The sequence below is a fragment of the Streptomyces sp. NPDC044921 genome (assembly GCF_056432865.1).
Genome location: NZ_JBWKIF010000027.1, coordinates 1 through 21,719, shown reverse-complemented (window position 1 = coordinate 21,719; position 21,719 = coordinate 1). Strand labels below are relative to the sequence as shown.

Below are 21,719 nucleotides of genomic sequence, written 5' to 3'. Positions count from 1 at the left end.
GGCCCGGTCTTCGAGTTCCCTGTGCGTCGGTAGTAGGCTCGCGCCGTTTGTTGACGCACACGTGTACCCCCGGTAGCCCCGGGGGGCCCGAGCTGGGGGAGGCCATGCGCTTTCGCGGGAAGTCCATCCGCCGGAAGATCGTGGCGCTGCTTCTCGTGCCGCTGGTGTCCCTGACCGCGATCTGGTCCTTCGCCACCGTGCTCACGGGGCGTGAGGCGGCCGACCTCTTCAACGTGTCGACCGTCGTGGAGAAGATCGGCTACCCCATCGAGGACACCGTCCGCGTCCTCCAGGAGGAACGCCGCCAGACCCTGGTCCACCTCGCCGACCCCCGCGCCTCCGACGGGCTCGCCGCGCTCCGGCGCAGCCGCACCGCCACCGACGAGGCCGTGAGCGGCATCCGCCGCAACGCCCGGGACCCGGACGTGCGCGACGCGATGGGCGAGGCCACCGACGAGCGCCTCACCGCGGTGCTGGACGCCTTCGAGGGCATCGAGTCGCTGCGCCGCAGCGTCGAGGACGGCACCGTCGACCGCTCCCAGGCCCTCGACCTCTACAACCGGCTCGTCGACCCCTGTTACGCGCTCCTGACCAACCTGCACGTGGTCGACAACGTCGAACTCGACAAGCAGTACCGCGCACTGGTCAACCTCGCCCGCGCCCGCGAACTGCTCTCCCGCGAGGACGCCCTGCTCGGCTCGGCCCTGATCGTCGGCCGCATCACCCGTTCCGAAGCGCGCGACATCTCCGACCTCGTGGCCCAGCGCACGCTCATGTACGACGTCAACCTGCAACTGCTGCCCGTCGCCGAGCGCGACCGCTACCAGACCTTCTGGAAGAACGCCTCCTCCGCACCGCTGCGCGTCGCCGAGGAGGCGGCCCTCGACTCGGGGACCGGGACGCCCCGCGGCGTCACCGCCAAGAGCTGGGACAGCGCCGCCGGCAACGTGCTCGACGAACTGGGCACCCTCAACGACCAGGCCAACGACCGCTACCAGGACCGCGTCCACCCGGTGGCCGTGGGCGTCATCGCCAAGGCCGTCATCGCCGGCGCCCTCGGTCTGATCGCCCTGCTGCTCTCCCTGTTCCTGTCGGTGCGCGTCGGCCGTACCCTCATCCGCGACCTGCGGCAGCTGCGCCTGGAGGCCCACGAGGCGTCGGGAGTGCGGCTGCCCAGCGTGATGCGCCGCCTCTCCGCTGGCGAGCAGGTCGACGTCGAGACCGAGGTGCCGCGCCTGGAGTACGACAAGAACGAGATGGGCGAGGTCGGCCAGGCCCTCAACACCCTGCAGCGCGCCGCCGTCGAGGCCGCCGTCAAACAGGCCGAACTGCGCGCCGGAGTCTCCGAGGTGTTCGTCAACCTCGCGCGCCGCAGCCAGGTCCTGCTGCACAAGCAGCTCACCCTGCTCGACGCCATGGAGCGCAGGACCGAGGACACCGAGGAACTGGCCGACCTCTTCCGCCTCGACCACCTGACCACCCGCATGCGCCGGCACGCCGAAGGGCTCGTGATCCTCTCCGGAGCGGCGCCCTCCCGCCAGTGGCGCAAGCCGGTCCAGCTCATGGACGTCGTCCGCGCCGCCGTCGCCGAGGTCGAGGACTACGAGCGCATCGAGGTCCGCCGCCTCCCGCGGATCGCCGTCACCGGCCCGGCGGTCGCCGACCTCACACACCTCGTGGCCGAACTGCTGGAGAACGCCACGGTCTTCTCCCCGCCGCACACCGCCGTCCAGGTCCTGGGCGAGCGTGTCGCCAACGGCTTCACCCTGGAGATCCACGACCGCGGCCTCGGCATGGCGGCCGAGGCGCTGCTCGACGCCAACCTCCGGCTCGCCGAGACGCCGGAGTTCGAGCTGTCCGACACGGACCGGCTCGGCCTGTTCGTGGTCAGCCGTCTCGCCCAGCGGCAGAACGTCAGGGTCTCCCTGCAGCCCTCCCCCTACGGCGGCACGACCGCCGTCGTCTTCATCCCCGACGCCCTGCTCACGGACGACGTGCCCGACACGAACGGCATCGGCTTCCGGCTCGACCGCCCCCAGCTGGCGGCGCACGGCAGCGAGCCGAACGAGGGCCGCCGCACCGCCCTGTCCAAGGCGCCCGCGCCCCGGCCCGGCCTGCCGGCCTCCCTGCTGGACGGACCGGTCGAACTGGAGGCGCCCGTCGACCTGGACGCCGTCGACGACGACTTCCCGGGCGCCACCGAAGGCGAGGACGGCGGCCTCTTCCGCCACCGCCCCTCCCTCACCCGCGCCCACGACGAGAGCAGCGGACGCCGTACCGACGCGCACCCGCGGTCCGCCGACGCTCCCGGCGCACGGGACCGCGCCGACACCGGTGACGAGCCGGGCGCCCCGGTCCCGCTGCCCCGCCGCCACACCCCCAAGCTGGTCAGCTCGCACGGCCGCCCGGTCACCGAACAGCGCACCCGGCGCGGCAAGGCCGACGAGGAGGCCACGGAGGCCGGCCGGACCGAATCCGGACCCGCGGCCGGGCTCCCGCCGCGCCGCCGCGGCGAGGACGCCGCCGGTGCCCGTACGGCGGGCAGGACCGGGCCGGAGCCCGCGTCCGCGCTTCCCGCCCGGCGCCGCACCGAGGGTCCCGCGGCCGGCGGCCGGCGGAGCGAGAGCCAGCCGGACACGCCCCCGCCGCTCCCGGCCCGCCGACGGGGGACGGAGAGCGCCGGGCGGGGCATCGGGGCGGCGGGCCGCGGCGTCGGCGAGGCCGGACGGGACGCGAACGAGGAGGCCGGGCGGACGCCTGGCCCGTCGGGCCCGGCGGGCAGCGCTTTCGGCGCCGCGTCCGCGGAGTCGTCCGGTCCGCCCCGGCGGACCCGCCGCGCGGAGATCGCCGCCGGCGGCCCCGAGCGATCCGGCGGTTTCGAGGGACCCGGCGGTTTCGAGGGACCCGACCGCCGCTCCGGCCCCACGCAGGAGCGCACCGCCGACTCCGCGCTCCCCGGTGCGGGCGCCGGCGCCCCGCTTCGCCGGACCGGCGCCGGCCCGTCGCAGCCGGCCGCCGGCGCACCCGGCGGCGGACGGCCCGGGGACGGCGGCGCGTGGCCGGAACGGGACGCCACACGCCCAGGGAACGGCGGAGCGCGACCGGGACGGGACACCGCACGCCCGGAGGACGGTGCCGCACGGCCGGGACAGGACACCTCACGCCCGGGAGACGGCGCCGGCACCGCGCCGCTGCCCCGGCGCGTCCGGCAGGCCAACCTGGCCCCCCAGCTCAAGCGGGGCCCCGATCCGCGCACCGAGGACCGGTCCGAGCCCGCCGAACGGGACGCCGAGGAAGTACGCAGCCGTATGGCCTCGCTCCAGCGCGGCTGGCAGCGCGGCCGTAGGGAGAACGCCGCGGGCGACGCCGCCCACAGCGGCACAGCACCACAAGGAACGACAGAGGGGGACGGTCGATGACCGCACCGAAGGCGACCGGCCACACCGCGAACAGCAAGGGGGAGCTGAACTGGCTCCTCGACGACCTGGTGGACCGCGTCGCGAGCATCCGCAAGGCCCTCGTCCTCTCCGGCGACGGTTTGCCGACGGGCGTGTCCAGGGACCTGACCAGGGAGGACAGCGAGCACCTCGCCGCCGTCGCCTCCGGGTTCCACAGCCTCGCCAAGGGCGTGGGGCGCCACTTCGAGGCCGGCAACGTCCGCCAGACGGTCGTCGAACTCGACGACGCCTTCCTGTTCGTGACCGCGGCCGGCGACGGCAGCTGCCTCGCCGTCCTCTCGGACGCCGACTCGGACGTCGGCCAGGTCGCCTACGAGATGACGCTTCTCGTGAAGCGGGTGGGTGTGCATCTGGGTGCCGCTCCGCGCACCGATCTGCCCGCGGGCGGGTAGTGGGATGGCATGAGCGCTGACGGTCAGGGAAGAAGCCACTGGTTCGACGACGAGGCCGGGCCGGTCGTCCGTCCGTACGCCATGACGCGCGGCCGCACCAGCAGTCAGGGCCAGCACCGTCTGGACCTGATCGCGGTCGTGGTCGCCGAACCGCACGCGGACGACCCGGAGGCGGACCACATGCTCTCCCCGGAGCACGTGGACATCGTCCGACTGTGCCGTGAGGACCCGCAGTCGGTCGCCGAACTCGCAGCGGAACTCGACCTGCCGATCGGGGTGGTACGGGTCCTCGTCGGAGATCTCGTGGACGCCGAGTTCGTCCACGTGAACCGGCCCGTGCCTCCTGCCGAGCTTCCGGACGAGAGTATTCTGCGCGACGTGATCAACGGCCTCCGGGCGCTGTGAGCGGCGTGCAGGCGGGGCACCGACGTGACGGGCCGGCGGTCCGGGGCCGGTCGGGGCGGCACCCGCACGGGCGTCGCCGCGCGGCATCCGGACGACCGGCTGTTCGGTTCACGGGCGTGGGCTCCCTCGCCGGATGCCCATCCGACCCGTCATCGCGACCCCGGCGGCGGAGGCCACGGTCCGCCGTCGCCCGACCCCCATCAAGCAGGAGAAGAGATCGATGATCTTCGGGCGTTCTGAGCGCGGCAAGCCTCCGGTCGAGCCGGTCACGCTCAAGATCCTGGTGGCCGGCGGCTTCGGCGTGGGCAAGACCACGCTCGTCGGCGCGGTCAGCGAGATCAGGCCGCTGCGCACCGAGGAACTGCTCACCGAGGCCGGGCGCCCGGTCGACGACCTCAGCGGTGTGGAGTCCAAGCACACCACGACCGTCGCCATGGACTTCGGCCGCATCACCCTGCGCGAGGACCTGGTGCTGTACCTCTTCGGCACGCCCGGGCAGGAACGGTTCTGGTTCATGTGGGACGAGCTCTCCGAGGGCGCGCTCGGAGCCGTCGTGCTCGCCGACACCCGGCGGCTGGAGGACTGCTTCGCCGCCGTCGACTACTTCGAGCGGCGCTCGATACCGTTCCTCGTCGGCGTCAACTGCTTCGAGGGAGCGCCCCGTTACCCCGTCGAGGACGTCCGCCAGGCCCTCGACCTCGACGCCGGCGTACCGCTGCTGATGTGCGACGCCCGCGATCGCGAGTCGGTCAAGGAGGCCCTCATCGGCGTCGTCCAGCACGCGATGGCGTACGCGGCAGACCGCCGTCAGACGGTGGCCAACTGACGCTCCCGGGGTGCGGGCACGGCCCGTACCCCCGCCGACAGGGGTACGGGCCGCCGTACGAGGACGGCGCTCCACGCGCGCGTGCTCAGCTCTCGCCCTCCTCCCAGCCGAAGCTCTTCTCCACGGCCTTGCGCCAGTTGTGGTACTCGCGGTCGCGTACCGACGCCTCCATGGACGGCGTCCACTCGACGTCCTTCTGCCAGTGGGCCTTGAGTTCGTCCAGGTCGTTCCAGACGCCGGTGGCCAGACCGGCCGCGTAGGCGGCGCCCAGACAGGTCGTCTCGGAGACCTTCGGCCGCACCACCGGAACGTCGAGCACATCCGCCTGGTGCTGCATGAGCAGGTTGTTCTTCGTCATGCCGCCGTCGACCTTCAGGGTGGTGATCCGCACCCCGGAGTCCTGGTACATGGCGTCCACGACCTCACGGGTCTGCCAGCTCGTCGCCTCCAGCACCGCGCGCGCGAGGTGCGCCTTGGTGACGTACCGGGTGAGGCCGGTGACCACACCGCGCGCGTCGGAGCGCCAGTACGGCGCGAACAGACCCGAGAACGCCGGCACGATGTAGGCGCCGCCGTTGTCCTCCACGCTCGCGGCCAGCGGCTCGATCTCGTCGGCGGTGCGGATGATCCCGAGCTGGTCGCGGAACCACTGCACCAGCGCGCCCGTGATGGCGATCGAGCCCTCCAGGCAGTAGACCGGCGCCTCACTGCCGATCTTGTAGCCCATCGTCGTCAGCAGGCCGCTCTTCGACGCCACCGGGCGGTTGCCCGTGTTGAGCAGCAGGAAGCTTCCCGTGCCGTAGGTGTTCTTCGCGGTGCCCACGTCGTAGCAGGCCTGACCGAAAACGGCGGCCTGCTGGTCGCCGAGTGCGGACGCCACGGGCACGCCCGAGAGCTGGCCGACCGCGGTGCCGTACACCTCCGCCGAGGACCGGATCTCCGGCAGCATCGCCTCCGGGATGTTCATCGCCGAGCAGATCGAGGAGTCCCACTGGAGGGTCTCCAGGTTCATCAGCATGGTGCGCCCGGCGTTGGTCACGTCGGTGACGTGCTGCCCGCCGTCCGTGCCGCCGGTGAGGTTCCAGATCAGCCAGGAGTCCATCGTGCCGAAGGCGATCTCTCCGCGTTCGGCACGCGCGCGCAGGTCGGGCACGTTGTCCAGCAGCCAGGCGGCCTTGGGCCCGGAGAAGTACGTGGCCAGTGGCAGCCCCGTCTGCTCGCGGAAGCGGTCCTGCCCGTCCGAGCCGCCCAGTTGGTTGCACAGGGCCGCCGTCCGCGTGTCCTGCCAGACGATCGCGTTGTGCACCGGCTTGCCCGTCGCGCGGTCCCACAGCAAGGTCGTCTCGCGCTGGTTGGTGATCCCCATCGCGCTCAGCTGGCCGGCCCGCAGACCGGCCTTGGCCAGCGCGCCGGCCACGACCGCCTGCGTCTTGGACCAGATCTCGGTGGCGTCGTGCTCCACCCAGCCCGGCTTGGGAAAGATCTGGCGGTGCTCGCGCTGGTCGACGGCGACGATCGCGCCGTTCTGGTCGAAGACGATGCAGCGGCTCGACGTGGTGCCCTGGTCGATGGCCGCAACGTACTTCTCGGCGTTGTCCGTCATGACTACCCCTCGGGCTCGTTCAGAAGGCTGCGTTGTAGATGAGGGCCGCGAGGACTCCGCCGGCCAGAGGCCCCACCACCGGGACCCACGCGTATCCCCAGTCGGACGCCCCCTTGTTCGGGATGGGCAGGAACTGGTGCACGATGCGCGGGCCCAGGTCACGTGCCGGATTGATCGCATAACCGGTCGGCCCGCCGAGCGAAAGACCGATGCCGACGACCAACAGGGACACCAGCAGGATCGAGATGCCGGAGCCGTAGATCCCGGCTCCCTCCCCCGGGATCGGGCCGATGCCGACCCCCTGGACGACCCGGTTGTCGCCGACGAGCGCGAGGATGGGCAGCACCAGGGCGATGGTCGCGAGGATCTCCGTCATCAGGTTCGCGACCGGGTTCCTGATCTCCGGGATGGTGGAGAAGATGCCCAGGGTCGGCACCGGCTCGTCCACCGTCCCGTCCGTGGTGCCCGTCTGCCGCACGTTGGCCCGGAACTGGGCGAAGTACAACAGGTAGGCCAGGACGGCTCCCAGCATCGCCCCCACCATCTGCCCGAGCACGTAGACCCAGACCTTGTCCCACACGCCGGTGTCGACGGCCAGGCCGAACGTGACCGCGGGGTTGATGTGGCCGCCCGACAGCGGCGCGGCGGTGTACGCGCCGGCCAGGACACCGAAGCCCCAACCGAATGTGATGACGATCCAGCCCGAAGCTCGCGCCTTCGAGAATCTGAGGGTGACGGCGGCGCACACGCCGGCGCCGAACAGGATGAGGATCGCCGTGCCGATGATCTCGCCGACGAAGATGTCTACGTTGCTCATGGCGGCTCCTAGGCCGTGACCCGGGACGGTCCGCCCCGGGCCTCACGTGCAGGGTGCGTTTCCCACGGCTACTTCGGCCGAAGGCAGGGAGATCCCGCGCCCCGCCCGGCGTCCGTGACGAGCGTGCCGTCGCAGCCGACTCGCCCGTGGGGGAAGGGGCCTTGGCGCAGGCGCGTCCGCGCGCCGCAGTGCCGGAATACACCGTGTATGTACGGCGATGTCGGCTGACACCGGAAGTGTTCACCGGCACCCATGGGGCGTCAAGGTCGCCGACCGCAACGGTTGACGGCCATGTGACGGTCGCGGGCTCCTGCCGGGCCGGGGCCGGTGGCACGGCCGTGGCGGCGCCCGGTGGGTCACTCTTCAGATCTGGTCGGACCCGCGCGCCCCGGTGAGCCGCGCGAGCCCTGGCGGATGGTGTCCGGCCTCCGCTCGGTGCCCGGCCGGTACCGAGCCTCGCCGTCGGCGATCGATCAGCCGTACCCGACACCCAGCTTGCTAGTGTCCAGGATCTACCTGACCTGGCGGCTTCTCAACCGGACGAGCGGATTCCCGCTCTGGGCCGCCGCACGAGGGCCCGGTCGGGCGTGGGGGCCAGGTCGGGCGTGGGGCCCGGTCGGGCGTGGGATCCGACGTCCCCTCGCGACCGGGCCGCGGGCAGGAGGGGGCGTCGACGGGTCCCTCGTACCGTCGACGACCTTGCCCGCAGCCCGGCCCAGGGGCTGCGGCTCCTCGTCCCGGGTCCCGCGCCGCCGGCCACGCCGCTCCCGCCGGACGTGCCGCGAGCGGCCGCCCTCCGGCCGGAGAGGGGCACGAGGACTACGGCCTACCGCGGCCACGCCCCCGCCACGCGACCCCGCCCGTCCTGACGCCCTCCCGGCTCCGCCGCGACACACCCCGCCGGCGCCGGTACCGCTGCCGACGCCACCCCGCGGCGCGTCTCGTGGCCGGGCACACCGGCCCGGCCCAGTACCCAACTGGCCCCGCCCAACGCCTTGGCCGCCTTCTTCAGCGGTGCCAGGCATGCCGCAGCCTGCTGGTGGCCGGCCACGCTGCCCGGCGCGCACAGCACCGTCGCCAGCGAGAGCGTCACCGGCAGTCCGCCCGCCGACCAGGGCGCGTCCAGCACGGCGGCGGCCAGCGGATCAAGGTCGTCCGGATCGGTGAGGACCAGGAAGTCGTCCCCGCCGATGTGTCCCACGCGCACACCGCCCGTCGCCGCCTGCTGCAGTGCCCGTCCCACCGCCCGGATCAGTTCGTCGCCCGTGGCGAACCCCGCCCCGTCGTTGACCTGCTTGAAGTGGTCGACGTCAAGCCAGCTCAGCGCGAAGGGCCGCCCCGCCGCGATCCGCCGGTCCACCTCGCCGGTGATCGCGTCCGAGCCGGGCAGCCGCGTCAGCGGGTTCAGCCCGACCGCCTCCTCCACGCGCGTCTCGGCCAGCGCGCGCACGAGGTCCGCCAGCCGGACGACGCCCACACACCGCCCGTGCCCGTCCACCACGGCCACGTCGTCCGAGGTGCGGTCCCGCCCGCCGACCGCCACCACGTCCAGCACCTCCCAGGCGGTGGCGTCGACACCCACCGTCCGCGGCGTGTCGCCGAGCTTGGCCGCGGGCCGGTCGGCGTACAGGGCATGCCCGTAGCGCCCCGACATCGACAACAGGAACCGGGACCGGTGCACCGACCGGACGGGCACGCCCGCGGCGTCCACGAGCAGCACGCCGGACACGTCCGGTGACCCGGTCAGCAGGGCGCGCACCTGTCCCGCCGACGCCGTGGCGGGCAACAGCGCGGCGGGCCGCACGAACTCCCGCACCGACGGTCCCGACCGTGGCACGCAGAGGTCGGCGGGGGAGCGGGGCGGGACGTAGACGTCCGCGGCGGGCAGCCGGGCCGGCGGCGCGAACAGTTCGCCCTGCGCCAGTTGCGCCCCGGCCGCCAGTGCCGCGGCGCACTGCCCCTCGGTCTCCACCCCCTCGACGGCCAGCAGCGCCCCCAGTTCGTCGCAGAGCGTCCGCATCGACCGCACCACCGCCAGCCGGGCCAGCAGCGACGCGTCCAGTTTCACCAGCTCCGGGGTGAGGTCGCAGAGCAGCCGCAGGGGCACGTCCCCGTCCCCGACGCCGTCCGCGCAGATCCGGAAGCCCTGGCCGCGCAGCGCGGCCACCGCCTCCAGCAGCGCGGGCTGCGGCACGTGCGTGAAGGGAGGGCAGAGGTCGATCGTCACCTCCCACGGGAGCCTTCCCGCCTCGCGCACGGCGTCGTGCAGCGACGGCAGCCCGCCCAGGTCGGCGAGCGTGCCCGCGAAGACGTTGACGAACAGCGGAAGCAGAGTCTCCTTGTGCACCGCGGTGCGGACGGCCGACACCGCCAGCCGGCAGTCCAGCTCGGGGTCCCGGCGGGCCTCGGCCAGGATGTCGCCGGTCTCGGGGCGGGCGAGTATCTCCAGTCCGGCGACCGCGCCGGTCGTCAGGTTGACCACCGGTTGGAAAGCGAAGCGGAGAGTGTCCGTCCAGGAGTGCACGCGAGCATGATGACGCGACCGGCGCACGCCCAAGCGCAGTTCATGAGACGTTCACGCAGCATTCCGGAGCGATCACGGAGCGTAGGAACAAGGGGGTGGGAGAACCTCGAACCCCTGGGCTGCCCGCCCGAACCCCGCCCGAACCCCCGCACAGTGCACCGCCCGCGAGCGAACCCATCGAGGCCACCGCGCCCCGGGGAGCCGTCCCGCCCCACACCACGACTCACCGCATCACATCTCACCGCCCCTCACCGCACCGCGACCACCGCCGACCCATGCCCGAACAGCCCCTGGTTCGCACTGATGCCGACGCGCGCCCCCGCGACCTGGCGGTCGCCCGCCTCGCCTCTCAACTGCCACGTCAGCTCGCACACCTGGGCTATCGCCTGTGCCGGAACGGCCTCGCCGAAGGAGGCCAGTCCACCACTGACGTTCACCGGTATCCGCCCGCCCAGCGCCGTCGCCCCCTCCCGCAGCAGCCTGGCGCCCTCGCCCTGGCCGCACAGCGCGAGATCCTCGTACCACTGCAACTCCAGGGCCGTGGACAGGTCGTACACCTCGGCCAGCGACAGGTCCTCCGGTCCGACGCCCGCCTCCTCGTAGGCCGCCCGGGCGATCGACTCCCGGAACGGCTCCGCCGGCGGATCGACCGCCACAGCGGAGTCCGTGGCGATGTCCGGCAGGTCCAGGACGGTGTTCGGGAAGCGCGGCGTCACGGTCGACACGGCCCGGATCCGCACCGGACCGGCCGGCCCGTGACGCCGCGCGAACTCCATGCTGGAGAGCACCACGGCCGCACCGCCGTCGGACGTCGCGCAGATGTCGAGCAGCCGCAGCGGGTCGGCCACGACGGCCGAGGCGGCGACCTGCTCCGCAGTGACGCGGTCCCGGTAGCGCGCGTTGGCGTTCAGCGCTCCCATGGCCGCGTTCTTCACCTTCACACGGGCGAAGTCGTCCGGTGTGTCGCCATGCACCGCCATGCGCCTGCGCGCGTACAGCCCGAAGTACACCGGGTTGGTCGCCCCGAGGATCCGGAACCGCAGCCAGTCGGGGTCGTCGGGCCGCTCGCCGCCCGCCGGGCGGAAGAATCCCTTGGGGGCGGCGTCCGCCCCGACCACCAGCACCACGTCGGCCAGTCCGGCGAGGATCTGCGCCCGCGCGGCGTCCAGGGCCTGGGCCCCGGACGCGCACGCCGCGTACACACTCGCCACCCGAGCCCCCTGCCAGCCCAGTGCTTTCGCGAACGTCGCTCCCGCCACGTATCCCGGGTAGCCGCCGCGCACGGTGTCGGCGCCGATGATCGCGCCGACGTCCCGCCAGTCCACTCCGGCGTCGGAAAGCGCCGCCCGGGCGGCGGCCACGCCGTACTCGACGAAACTCCGCCCCCACTTGCCCCACGGATGCATGCCCGCACCCAGCACCGCCACGTCCCCCGTCATGCCACGCCCCCCGTCGGCCGCCAGTGCCACGTCGTCCAGGTCGTCTCCGCGTCCTCATGCAGGACACCCGGCACGACCTCCGCCTCCATGCCCACCGTCAGGTCCGCGACGGCGACACCGGGAGCCGCCTGGCCGAGCACCACGATCCGCTCGGCCGCCAGCTCCACAGCGATCAACGCGCACGGCTCCCAGGGAAGTTCCGGGTCGGTCGCATAGGGTGACGGGGGGCGGTACCGACTGTCCGTGTACGACCAGACGCGTCCCCGCCGTGACAGCGGCACCTCGGCCAACTCCCCGCACCCGCAGGCCGGGTTGCGGCACCGCTGGTCCTCCCGAGGGAAGAAGACCGAGGCGCACGCCCCGCACCGCGTGCCGAGCAGCCGGAAGCCGTCCCCGTCTCCGGTGAACCACCCCGCCACCACAGGTTCCCGTCTGTGCGACACGACGCCTCCCCACCAGACCTGACGAACCGTCAGAAGTGTGGCACGGCACGCCCGAGATCGGCAGACCACCCGGTCCGTCCGCGAACGGCGGTTCCCCGCCAGGTGCTTCCCCGGCGGTCCCCGCTCCTGGTAGACGCAGGAGGCATGACGCGACTCACCACCGTGGCCCGCGGCCTGCTCACCGCACTCGTCACCCTGCCGGCGGCCACCGTCCCGACCGCGACCGCCCAGGCCGGGACGGAACCCAAGGCACCGCAGGACTTCGTGGCGCTCCGCAGCGTGGACCCGACGATCCTCCAGGAGATGCGCTACTACACGCCGCACAACTTCGTCGGCGAGCGGATCGACGGCTACGCGCGGCCGACCTGCATCCTCACCCGCCCCGCCGCCGACGCCCTCCACCAGGCACAACGCCGGCTCCTCCGCCAGGGCTACACGCTGAAGGTGTACGACTGCTACCGGCCGCAACGCGCGGTGGACCACTTCGTCCGCTGGGCGCAGGACCTCGACGACCAGGCGATGAAGGGCGAGTTCTACCCGAACGTCGACAAGACCCGGCTGTTCACGGACGGCTACATCGCCGAGAAGTCCGGCCACAGTCGCGGATCGACCCTGGACGTCACCCTCGTCCGGCTCCCGGCGCAGCCGACCCGGCCCTACCGCCCCGGGGAACCCCTCGTGCCGTGCTACGCCGCCCAGGGGGAACGGTTCCCCGACAACTCCGTCGACATGGGAACCGGCTTCGACTGCTTCGACACCCTCTCGCACACCCTCGACCCGCGCGTCCAGGGCACGCAGCGCGCCAACCGGCTGCTGCTCAAGCGCACCCTGGAAGGCCGGGGCTTCGTGAACCTGGCGGAGGAGTGGTGGCACTACACCTTCCAACCGGAGCCCTACCCGGACACCTACTTCGACTTCCCCGTGTCCGCGAAGTCGCTCACCCACCGGCACTGAGCCTGCCCGCGACGCCCTCCGAGTGATCGGCTACAGTCCGCCGCGTGTCCGAAACTCAGCACTCCACTTCCAACTCCGCGCCGGACTCCCACTGTTCGAGCTGCGGCGCGCCCTACGGAGAGGGCCTCTCCGGCTGGCCCCGCACCTGCCCGGTGTGCGGCGCCGTGGCCTACCGCAACCCCCTCCCGGTCGCCGTGGCCCTCCAGCCCGTGTACGACACCAAGGGCACCGCCCTGGTCGTCATCACACGAACCGTCGCCCCCGCGCGCGGGGGCACCGCCCTGCCCGGCGGCTACATCGACCACCAGGAGGACTGGCGCCAGGCCGTCGTACGCGAGCTCAAGGAGGAGACCGGCATCGACGCGGCCGGCCGGGACGTACGCCTCGTCGACGCCATGAGCTCGCCCGACGGGCACCTGCTGCTCTTCGGTCTCCTCCCGGAACGCCCGGCCGAGGGCCTGCCGCCCTCCACCGCCACGGACGAGACGGAGGGCTGGCACCTCCTGCGCCGGCCGGAGGAGCTCGCCTTCCCCCTGCACACGGTGGCCGTACGGGCCTGGTTCGAGGGCCGCTACTGAGCTCAGCGCTCCCCGGTCCCGCGCACACGCACGGGGTGGGGCGGCTCACCCCCGCCGTCCTCACCCTCGCGTTCGACGACCACCCGCGCGCCCAGCCACCGGGCGGTGTAGCGCTCGATCTCCGGCTCGCCCCGGTCCCCGCCCCCGTCCGGCACGACCAGCCCGCCCCCGGTCCGTCCCCGGGCGGGCGCCCACACCTCCAGTTCCAGTCCGCCGTCCTCCCCGCGCACGGGAAGCACGGCACCCGCGCGCGCGAACACCGGAATCCGCGACACGGGCGCGTCCACGAGCACCTGCGCCGGCCCCTCGTACGCCCGCTCCGTCAGCGTGTCGTACCAGCGCCCCCGAGGCAGCCGCACCGCACGCCGCTCCACGCCCGGGGCGAGCACCGGTGCCACCAGCAGGCAGTCGCCCAGCAGGAAGGCGTCCCCGCAGTCGCGCAGGGCCCGGTCCTCCGGCGCCGTCCACCACACCGGCCGCACATAGGGCGCCCCGGTACGGCGTGCCAGATGCGCCAGCGTCACGAAGTACGGCAGCAGCCGGCGGCGTTCCAGGAGCGCCACGCGCGCGTGCTCCAGGACCTCGGCACCGAACTCCCAGGGCTCCCGCCGCCCCGCCCGCGGACCCGCGTGGGTGCGGAACAGCGGCAGAAAGGATCCCAGCTGGAACCACCGCAGGTACAGCTCGGGCGACGGCTCCCCGGCGCAGCCGCCGATGTCCGGCCCCGAGTACGGAACGCCGCTCAGCCCCAGCCCCAGGACCATGGCCAGGGACGCCCGCAGGCCCGGCCAGCCGGTGGCCACGTCACCCGACCACGTCCCGCCGTAGCGCTGCGTCCCGGCCCACCCGGAGCGCGAGAACAGAAACGGCCGCTCCTCGGGAGCGAGCCGCCGCACCCCATCGAACGCCGCCCTGGCCATGCACAGGGCGTACACGTTGTGCGCCTCGCGGTGGTCCCCGCCCCGCCCCTCCAGCGAGTGCCGCGCCGACCGGGGCAGGGTCGGCTCCCCGAAGGCCGCGAACGACGTGGGCTCGTCCATGTCGTGCCAGAAGCCCGAGAACCCCTGGGCGAGCCGCTCCGCGTACAGACCGCCCCACCAGGCACGCACGCGCGCGTGCGTGAAGTCGGGGAACACCGCCTCCCCAGGGCGCGCCACCCCCTCCACGACCCGCCCCGCCGCGTCCCGCACGAACGCGTCCTCGGCCGTCCCGCCGTCGTACACCGCGTTCCCCGGCACGGCCTTGACGGCCGGGCCGACGATCGACACCAGCCGGATCCCGTCCCGCCGGAGCTCCTCCGCCAGCACGGGCAGCTTCGGGAAGCGGTCCTGGTCGACCGTGAACACCTGCTGCGCGTCCAGGTGATCGGTGTCCAGGTGCAGGGCGTCCAGCGGCAGACCGTGCTCCACGTACCCCGCGACGATCCGGCGCACCTCCTGCTCACTGCCGGAGCCCCACCGCGCGTGGTGATGGCCCAGCGCCCACACGGGCGGCAGCGCGGCAGCCCCCGTGAGCGAGGCCCAGCCGAACAGCACCCGCGCGGGGGTGCCCACCATCACCCAGCAGCGCAGGGGACCGCCGGCCATCCGCAGCTCACTGGTCCCGGCCCGGTCATGGCCGGAACCCGCGCCCTCCTCGCCCTCCCGCAGGGTCACCGTGCCGTCCCACGTGCTGTCGTGGAACACCAGGTGCGTACCGCCGTCGGCCACCACCACCTGCACCGGCATGGTGATGGACGACGGATCGTCGCCGGGCCCGAAGGCACGGCCGGGGCCGGTGTTCCACAGCCGGTAGGTGCCGTCCGGCAGCCGCGGGCCCGACGTCCGCCCGCCGAGCCCGAAGAACCGCGCGTCGGCAGCCACTTCCGACCGCTGCATCCACCGTGCCGGGCCGCCGTCGACCGGCTCCCACCACCGCGGCGGCAGATCGCGCCGCAGCGTCACACCACCGGGCGTGCGCACCTCTACGGCGCCGTGCCGCGAGACCACGACCGTCACCCGCTCCGCCACCACACGCCAGCCGCCGTCCTTGTCCGGCTCCAGCGCCGCCCGCGGGTCCGGCTCCGGACAGCGGCCGGCCAGCGCGTACGACGGCTCGGGCTCCGCACCGTCCCAGCCCCAGAAGACGGCACCGTTCACCGCGACGAGGATCCGAAGGTCGGACCGGCTGAACCGGACGACACCGCCGCCCGGCCCCGGCTCCGCCTCCCGCACGGGCCCGGGCACCCGCGCCCGCTCCGCCCCGCGCGCCGGCAGCCCGGTGGCGTCGGCCCGCCGCCTGCGCCACGCTGCTCGTACGGTACGCACCCCCTGCGCCGCCCCCACCGAACCCACCGCTTTCACCGAACGCACCAGGCCACGACCGTTCATGCTGCTCACCCTGCCACTGACCGCCGCCCGGGAGTGTGTCGTTCAACTGCCGTTCACCCGTGCCAAGACCACATCTTCACGACAGGGACTATGTGGGGCGCACCCTGGTGTCGAAGTCGATCAGATGGCATTGTCCGTCCCAGCCGCGTCACGCGCACACCCCAGCCCGTGCGCGGAGGACGCACACGACGCGCACAGTCCGGGAGCCGACCATGTCGACCGAAAGTCCCCAGCCGCTCTGGCAGCCAGACCCCGAGCGCATCGCACGGGCACGGATCACCAGGTTCCAGGCCTGGGCCGCCGAGCACCACGGCGCCCCCGCCGACGGCGGATACGCGGCCCTGCAGCGCTGGTCCGTCGACGACCTGGAAGCCTTCTGGACCGCCGTCACCGAGTGGTTCGACGTACGTTTCTCCACGCCCTGCGCGCGCGTGCTCGGCGACCGCGCCATGCCGGGCGCCCAGTGGTTCCCCGGGGCGACCCTCAACTACGCCGAACACGCCCTGCGCGCCGCCGGCACCCGCGCCGACGAGCCCGCCCTCCTCCACGTCGACGAGACGCACGAACCCCGCCCCGTGACCTGGGCGGAACTGCGCCGCCAGGTCGGCTCCCTGGCCGCCGAACTGCGCGCCCTGGGCGTCCGCCCCGGAGACCGCGTCAGCGGCTACCTCCCCAACATCCCGCAGGCCGTGGTCGCCCTCCTCGCCACAGCGGCCGTCGGCGGCGTCTGGACCTCCTGCGCACCCGACTTCGGAGCGCGCAGCGTCCTGGACCGCTTCCAGCAGGTCGAACCCATCGTACTGTTCACCGTCGACGGCTACCGCTACGGCGGCAAGGAACACGACCGCCGCGAGGTCGTCGCCGAACTGCGCCGCGAACTGCCCACCCTGCGCGCCGTCGTCCACATCCCGCTCCTCGGCACCGAGGCACCCGACGGGGCCCTGGACTGGTCCGCCCTCACCTCCGTGGACACGGACCCGGTCTTCGAGCAGGTGCCCTTCGACCACCCCCTCTGGGTGCTCTACTCCTCCGGCACGACCGGCCTGCCCAAGGCCATCGTCCAGTCCCAGGGCGGCATCCTGGTCGAGCACCTCAAACAGCTCGGCCTGCACTGCGACCTGGGCCCCGAGGACCGCTTCTTCTGGTACACCTCGACCGGCTGGATGATGTGGAACTTCCTCGTCTCCGGCCTGCTCACCGGCACCACGGTCGTCCTCTACGACGGCAGCCCCGGATACCCGGACACCGGCGCCCAGTGGCGGATCGCCGAACGCACGAAGGCCACCCTCTACGGCACCTCCGCGGCCTACGTCATGGCGTGCCGCAAGGCCGGGGTGCACCCGTCCCGCGACTTCGACCTCTCCTCCGTCCAGTGCGTCGCCACCACCGGCTCGCCCCTGCCGCCCGACGGCTTCCGCTGGCTCCACGACGAGGTCCGCGACGACCTGTGGATCGCCTCCGTCAGCGGCGGCACGGACGTCTGCTCCTGTTTCGCCGGAGCCGTCCCCACCCTGCCCGTCCACGTCGGCGAACTCCAGGCCCCCTGCCTCGGCACCGACCTGCAGTCCTGGGACCCGAGCGGCAACGCGCTGATCGACGAGGTCGGCGAGCTGGTGGTCACCAACCCCATGCCGTCGATGCCCATCCACTTCTGGAACGACCCCGACGGCAGCCGCTACCACGACAGCTACTTCGACACCTACCCCGGCGTGTGGCGGCACGGCGACTGGATCACGGTCACCTCACGCGGATCCGTCGTCATCCACGGCCGCTCCGACTCCACGCTCAACCGCCAGGGCGTGCGCATGGGATCCGCCGACATCTACGAGGCCGTCGAACGCCTGCCTGAGATCAAGGAATCCCTCGTCATCGGCATCGAGCAGCCCGACGGCGGCTACTGGATGCCCCTCTTCGTCCACCTGGCCCCCGGCGCCACCCTCGACGAGGACCTTCTCGACCGCATCAAGCGGACCATCCGCGAGCAACTGTCCCCGCGCCATCTCCCCGACGAAATCATCGAAGTGCCCGGCATCCCGCACACCCTCACCGGCAAGCGCATCGAGGTCCCCGTCAAGCGCCTGCTCCAGGGCACCCCTCTGGAGAAGGCGGTCAACCCGGGCTCCATCGACAACCTCGACCTGCTGGGCTTCTACGAGGACCTGGCCCGCAAACGGGCCTGACCCGCACTCCCCGTCACCGAAGCTGCGGGCGCAGGTCACGACGAACACCGCCGTGACCTGCGCCTTCGCGCGTCCCTCGGTCGCCGGATCACCCGCCGCCGCCCTCGCTGTCAGTGCCGCCGATTACTGTGAGTGAGCATTGATCGACCGTGCACAGGGGGAACACATGGCGCACACCGACAGCCGGACCATGCGACGCGTCCTGCGCCGCGAAATCGCCGGCACCATCGGCCTGCTCACCGACGAACACGACTTCCGGGCCATGCGGCGCTACCGCACCTTCACCTTCGACGACCACGAGACCTACCTCGAACAGATCGAGGGCCTGCTCAGGACACGTGCCCTGCAGGGCGGCCACACCGCGGTCACCCTCTTCGACCCGGAGGAGTACGCCGACTTCTGCCGGCGGGAGAGCCTGGACCCCGACCTCCCGTCCAGCCGCACACGCTTCACGGCACACCTCGCTCGGACCGGCCCGGTCCTCCCGTACGAAGGCCAGCCGCTGGCCGACCTCCTCGCGGCCCTGGTGGACGAGGCCGTCCGGCAGGCCACCTGGGAGTACGCGACCACGCTCCTCGCCCGCCTGGGCGCCTGCGCCTCCTGCGGCGAGGACATCGGACGAGCGGCCTTCGGCCGCGCCTCGGACCTTCTCGCCCGCATCCTCGACACGGCCCCTCCCGGCGACCGGCACCTCGTGTGCAGCGTCACCGGACCACCCGAGACCCTCGTCGCGGCCCTCCACGCCACCGACACCGGCGACTCGCTGGACCTCGACGAGACGGAAGCCCTCGAGTTCACCACCGTCCTGGCCCTCGGCCTGGCCACCGAGAGCCCCGGCGGACTCGTCCTGCGCGCCAGTTCCCCGGGCACTCCCGATCGCGTCTACGGCTGGCGGCTCCGCTCCCACGGCCTCGACCCCCTCACCGCGGGCGAGGTCTTCGACGCCTACTGCACGGACATCGAATCCGGAGATCCCATCGCCCCGGAATCCAACGTCGACTACTGCCGTCCGCCCGACCTCGGGGAGGAGCCACAGGCACACCACCACTGAAACGCCGAAGGGGCGCCCCACCGCAGTGGAGCGCCCCTTCCGGCGGGCCGCGGCCGACCAGGCCGGGCCGGACTACTCGCCCGACAGCACCGCCTGCGCCGCACTGCGCGCGTCCTCCGCGCTGTCCGTCGCACGTGCCGCCGCGGCGGCACGCTCACACTGCGCCAGCGTGTACTTGGCCAGCGTCGCCCGGACGTAAGGGATCGACGCGGCGCCCATCGACAGAGAGGTGACGCCCAGACCGGTCAGCACACACGCCAGCAGCGGGTCGGACGCGGCCTCGCCGCAGACGCCGCAGCTCTTGCCCTCGGCCTTCGCCGCCTCGGCGGACAGCGCCACCAGGTCGAGCAGCGCGGGCTGCCACGGATCCTGCAGCCGGGAGACCGCACCCACCTGACGGTCGGCGGCGAAGGTGTACTGCGCGAGGTCGTTCGTCCCCAGCGACAGGAACTCGACCTCCTGCAGGATCGAACGCGCCCGCAGGGCGGCCGACGGGATCTCGACCATCGCGCCGAACTTCGCCCGCAGCCCCGCCTCACGGCACGCCTCCGCGAAGGCCCTGGCATCGGTACGGTCCGCCACCATCGGGGCCATGACCTCGAGGTAGACCGGCAACCCCTCCGCCGCCTTGGCGAGCGCCGTCAGCTGCGTGCGCAGGACCTCGGGGTGATCGAGCAGGGTCCGCAGACCACGCACGCCCAGCGCCGGGTTCGGCTCGTCGGACGGCGTCAGGAAGTCGAGTGGCTTGTCGGCACCCGCGTCCAGCACCCGCACCACGACGCGCCCCTCGGGGAACGCCTCGAGCACCTGCCGGTACGCGGCGACCTGCTTCTCCTCGGAGGGCGCCTGCTTGCTGTCGTCCAGGAAGAGGAACTCCGTGCGGAAGAGGCCGACACCCTCGGCACCGGCTTCGACGGCGGCCGGCACGTCGGCGGGGCCGCCGACGTTGGCCAGCAGCGGCACCTTGTGCCCGTCCGCCGTGGCACCGGGCCCGGTCGAAGCCGCCAGCGCCGCCCGCCGCTCAGCGGCCGCGGCTTCGAGCTGGGCCTTCTTCTCGTCACTCGGCTCCACGAAGATCTCACCCGTACTGCCGTCGACGGCGATCATCGTGCCCTCGGCCAGCTCACCGGCACCCGGCAACGCCACCACGGCCGGAACGCCGAGCGCCCGCGCCAGGATCGCACTGTGGCTGGTGGGACCGCCCTCCTCGGTGACGAAGCCGAGCACCAGAGTCGGGTCGAGCAACGCGGTGTCGGCGGGCGCGAGGTCCCGGGCGACGAGCACGTAGGGCTCGTCGCTGTCGGGGACACCGGGCATCGGCACCCCCAGCAGCCGGGCGACGATACGGTTCCGCACGTCGTCGAGGTCGGCCACCCGGCCCGCGAGGTACTCACCGGCACCCGCCAGCAGCTCGCGGTAGGAGGCGAAGGCGTCGTACACGCCACGCTCGGCCGTGCTCCCGACCGCGATCCGCCGCTCGACGTCGGCCATCAGCTCGGGGTCCTGAGCCATCATGGCCTGCGCCTCGAGCACCGCCTGGGCCTCGCCCCCCGCCAGATTGCCGCGCGCCATCAGGTCGGCGGCCACGGCCTCCACGGCCTTGCGGGCGCGCCCCTGTTCACGCTCCGCCTCGTCCGCGGGTATCTGCTTCGCGGGCGGCTCCAGCACCGCCGTTCCCATGTGCCGAACCTCGCCGATCGCCACACCGTGGCTGACACCGACGCCTCGCAGCGTTGTCTCCATCTCACCCGTCTCCGATAGTGCGGCGGGTCCCGCCGCCGCGTTGGTTGTCGTACTCGCCGTCCTACGACGGCACTGACGTCACTTCCAGAGGAAGAGACTGTCGCCGGCCTTCACATCGCCGTTGTCGCGAAGATCGGAGAGGGCCTCCGCCGTGGCCTCCAGCGCCACGACCGGGCAGACGGCGGACTTGCCGGCGGCCTCGACAGCGGCCGGGTTCCAGCGCACGACGCCCTGTCCGCGCCGGACGGTGTCCCCCTTGTTCACCAGCAGCTCGAAACCCTCGCCGTTGAGCTGCACGGTGTCGATGCCGAGGTGGGTGAGCACACCGTGCCCGCTCTCGTCGACCACGACGAACGCGTGCGGGTGCAGGGAGGCGATGACGCCGTCCACGGGCGAGACGGCCTCGGACGGCTCACGCACGGGGTCGATGGCTGTGCCCGGGCCGACCATGGCCTGGGAGAAGACCGGATCCGGCACGGCTGCCAGTCCGATGGCGCGTCCGGCGAGCGGGGACGTCACGGTGGTCATGGGAAGCCTCCCAGGGGTGGAGATCGATATGGCCGTCCCTGTAGGTACCGGACGGCACACTGTTCAGCAGCGTATGTCACCTGAAGTGCCGGTTCCGCGCGGGCACTCCGGAGTGGTCTAGACCATACCGCATACCGATTTGCACCGGCTCCCTGGCCGCGTGTACAGTCGTACTCCTGCTTGGGGCTGAACGACGCGAGTCCGCATCCCGGCCCGGCAGCATCCAACTTGTCAGATCCTATCTCTGGGTCGCCTTCTGCATGCCCGCAGGACGGTGGTCGGAGGGCCGGAAAAACACTGATAGAGTTTGGAACACCGAAGGGAAGCGCCCGGAGGAAAGCCCGAGAGGGTGAGTACAAAGGAAGCGACCGTTCCTTGAGAACTCAACAGCGTGCCAAAAGTCAACGCC

At 72.7% G+C, this 21,719-nt stretch carries 16 protein-coding genes; 8 read left to right on the top strand and 8 right to left on the bottom strand.

Translation table 11 applies throughout. From position 1 onward, the window contains the following. The first annotated feature begins 104 nt into the window (after nt 1–104). The 4 genes from AC07DA_RS31715 to AC07DA_RS31700 all read left to right on the top strand — a co-directional run bounded on the left by AC07DA_RS31715 (nt 105) and on the right by AC07DA_RS31700 (nt 5,081). Nucleotides 105–3,419, top strand: coding sequence for a sensor histidine kinase (locus AC07DA_RS31715; RefSeq protein WP_479131668.1), 3,315 nt, complete (start codon nt 105–107; stop codon nt 3,417–3,419). Then, nucleotides 3,416–3,850 (top strand): roadblock/LC7 domain-containing protein, encoded by a 435-nt coding sequence (locus tag AC07DA_RS31710; protein WP_424874507.1) that lies wholly within the window; start codon nt 3,416–3,418, stop codon nt 3,848–3,850. The genes AC07DA_RS31715 and AC07DA_RS31710 overlap by 4 nt, the downstream gene beginning before the upstream one ends. A gap of 9 nt (nt 3,851–3,859) precedes the next feature. After that, nucleotides 3,860–4,255 (top strand): DUF742 domain-containing protein, encoded by a 396-nt coding sequence (locus AC07DA_RS31705; protein ID WP_479131667.1) that lies wholly within the window; start codon nt 3,860–3,862, stop codon nt 4,253–4,255. Between the two features lie 220 nt (nt 4,256–4,475). Beyond that, the gene (locus AC07DA_RS31700; protein WP_479131666.1) at nt 4,476–5,081 is read left to right on the top strand and encodes a GTP-binding protein; all 606 of its coding nucleotides are present in this window, start codon (nt 4,476–4,478) and stop codon (nt 5,079–5,081) included. A gap of 85 nt (nt 5,082–5,166) precedes the next feature. Here the strand turns inward: AC07DA_RS31700 and glpK are convergent, their stop codons facing one another. From glpK to AC07DA_RS31675, 5 genes are all read right to left on the bottom strand, one after another. After that, nucleotides 5,167–6,684 (bottom strand): glycerol kinase GlpK, encoded by a 1,518-nt coding sequence (gene glpK / locus AC07DA_RS31695; RefSeq protein ID WP_479131665.1) that lies wholly within the window; start codon nt 6,682–6,684, stop codon nt 5,167–5,169. Nucleotides 6,685–6,703: 19 nt separating this feature from the next. Then, a complete protein-coding gene (locus tag AC07DA_RS31690) occupies nt 6,704–7,501 on the bottom strand; it encodes an MIP/aquaporin family protein (RefSeq protein ID WP_479131664.1) in 798 nt (265 codons plus the stop codon). An 826-nt stretch (nt 7,502–8,327) separates the two neighbouring features. Continuing rightward, a complete protein-coding gene (locus AC07DA_RS31685) occupies nt 8,328–10,025 on the bottom strand; it encodes an EAL domain-containing protein (RefSeq protein ID WP_479131663.1) in 1,698 nt (565 codons plus the stop codon). A 248-nt stretch (nt 10,026–10,273) separates the two neighbouring features. Continuing rightward, nucleotides 10,274–11,464 (bottom strand): lipid-transfer protein, encoded by a 1,191-nt coding sequence (locus AC07DA_RS31680; RefSeq protein WP_479131662.1) that lies wholly within the window; start codon nt 11,462–11,464, stop codon nt 10,274–10,276. Further along, the gene (locus AC07DA_RS31675) at nt 11,461–11,886 is read right to left on the bottom strand and encodes a Zn-ribbon domain-containing OB-fold protein (RefSeq protein WP_479131744.1); all 426 of its coding nucleotides are present in this window, start codon (nt 11,884–11,886) and stop codon (nt 11,461–11,463) included. Before AC07DA_RS31675 ends, AC07DA_RS31680 begins: the two co-directional genes overlap by 4 nt. A 165-nt stretch (nt 11,887–12,051) precedes the next feature. On the opposite strand from AC07DA_RS31675, the gene AC07DA_RS31670 reads away from it, so the two are divergent. Together AC07DA_RS31670 and AC07DA_RS31665 are read left to right on the top strand one after the other, a co-directional pair. Beyond that, nucleotides 12,052–12,861, top strand: a complete 810-nt coding sequence (locus AC07DA_RS31670; RefSeq protein ID WP_479131661.1) for a M15 family metallopeptidase — start codon at nt 12,052–12,054, stop codon at nt 12,859–12,861. Nucleotides 12,862–12,905: 44 nt separating this feature from the next. Next, a complete protein-coding gene (locus AC07DA_RS31665) occupies nt 12,906–13,439 on the top strand; it encodes an NUDIX domain-containing protein (RefSeq protein WP_479131660.1) in 534 nt (177 codons plus the stop codon). A gap of 2 nt (nt 13,440–13,441) precedes the next feature. Here the strand turns inward: AC07DA_RS31665 and AC07DA_RS31660 are convergent, their stop codons facing one another. Next, nucleotides 13,442–15,808: a glycoside hydrolase family 31 protein gene (locus AC07DA_RS31660; RefSeq protein WP_479131659.1), complete on the bottom strand. Its 2,367-nt coding sequence runs from the start codon at nt 15,806–15,808 to the stop codon at nt 13,442–13,444. Nucleotides 15,809–16,020: 212 nt separating this feature from the next. Here AC07DA_RS31660 and AC07DA_RS31655 point away from each other — a divergent pair, with 212 nt between their 5' ends. Further along, a complete protein-coding gene (locus AC07DA_RS31655; protein WP_479131658.1) occupies nt 16,021–17,988 on the top strand; it encodes an acetoacetate--CoA ligase in 1,968 nt (655 codons plus the stop codon). A gap of 166 nt (nt 17,989–18,154) precedes the next feature. Beyond that, nucleotides 18,155–19,039 carry a hypothetical protein gene (locus AC07DA_RS31650; protein WP_479131657.1) on the top strand — a complete coding sequence of 295 codons (885 nt, stop codon included), beginning with the start codon at nt 18,155–18,157 and terminating at the stop codon, nt 19,037–19,039. Nucleotides 19,040–19,111: 72 nt separating this feature from the next. Here AC07DA_RS31650 and ptsP read toward each other — a convergent pair whose 3' ends face one another. Together ptsP and AC07DA_RS31640 are read right to left on the bottom strand one after the other, a co-directional pair. After that, the gene (gene ptsP / locus AC07DA_RS31645) at nt 19,112–20,782 is read right to left on the bottom strand and encodes a phosphoenolpyruvate--protein phosphotransferase (protein WP_479131655.1); all 1,671 of its coding nucleotides are present in this window, start codon (nt 20,780–20,782) and stop codon (nt 19,112–19,114) included. A 78-nt stretch (nt 20,783–20,860) separates the two neighbouring features. Next, complete coding sequence (locus AC07DA_RS31640) at nt 20,861–21,310, bottom strand: PTS sugar transporter subunit IIA (protein WP_479131654.1); 450 nt, start codon at nt 21,308–21,310, stop codon at nt 20,861–20,863. Nucleotides 21,311–21,719: the final 409 nt, after the last annotated feature.

Excerpts from the sequence above, each read along its gene's own strand:
- ptsP (WP_479131655.1), bottom strand. The coding sequence starts at position 20,782 with ATGGAGACAACGCTGCGAGGCGTCGGTGTCAGCCACGGTGTGGCGATC.
- AC07DA_RS31700 (WP_479131666.1), top strand. The coding sequence starts at position 4,476 with ATGATCTTCGGGCGTTCTGAGCGCGGCAAGCCTCCGGTCGAGCCGGTC.
- AC07DA_RS31705 (WP_479131667.1), top strand. The coding sequence starts at position 3,860 with ATGAGCGCTGACGGTCAGGGAAGAAGCCACTGGTTCGACGACGAGGCC.
- AC07DA_RS31690 (WP_479131664.1), bottom strand. The coding sequence starts at position 7,501 with ATGAGCAACGTAGACATCTTCGTCGGCGAGATCATCGGCACGGCGATC.
- AC07DA_RS31680 (WP_479131662.1), bottom strand. The coding sequence starts at position 11,464 with ATGACGGGGGACGTGGCGGTGCTGGGTGCGGGCATGCATCCGTGGGGC.
- glpK (WP_479131665.1), bottom strand. The coding sequence starts at position 6,684 with ATGACGGACAACGCCGAGAAGTACGTTGCGGCCATCGACCAGGGCACC.
- AC07DA_RS31650 (WP_479131657.1), top strand. The coding sequence starts at position 18,155 with ATGGCGCACACCGACAGCCGGACCATGCGACGCGTCCTGCGCCGCGAA.
- AC07DA_RS31660 (WP_479131659.1), bottom strand. The coding sequence starts at position 15,808 with ATGAACGGTCGTGGCCTGGTGCGTTCGGTGAAAGCGGTGGGTTCGGTG.
- AC07DA_RS31710 (WP_424874507.1), top strand. The coding sequence starts at position 3,416 with ATGACCGCACCGAAGGCGACCGGCCACACCGCGAACAGCAAGGGGGAG.
- AC07DA_RS31670 (WP_479131661.1), top strand. The coding sequence starts at position 12,052 with ATGACGCGACTCACCACCGTGGCCCGCGGCCTGCTCACCGCACTCGTC.
- AC07DA_RS31715 (WP_479131668.1), top strand. The coding sequence starts at position 105 with ATGCGCTTTCGCGGGAAGTCCATCCGCCGGAAGATCGTGGCGCTGCTT.
- AC07DA_RS31655 (WP_479131658.1), top strand. The coding sequence starts at position 16,021 with ATGTCGACCGAAAGTCCCCAGCCGCTCTGGCAGCCAGACCCCGAGCGC.
- AC07DA_RS31640 (WP_479131654.1), bottom strand. The coding sequence starts at position 21,310 with ATGACCACCGTGACGTCCCCGCTCGCCGGACGCGCCATCGGACTGGCA.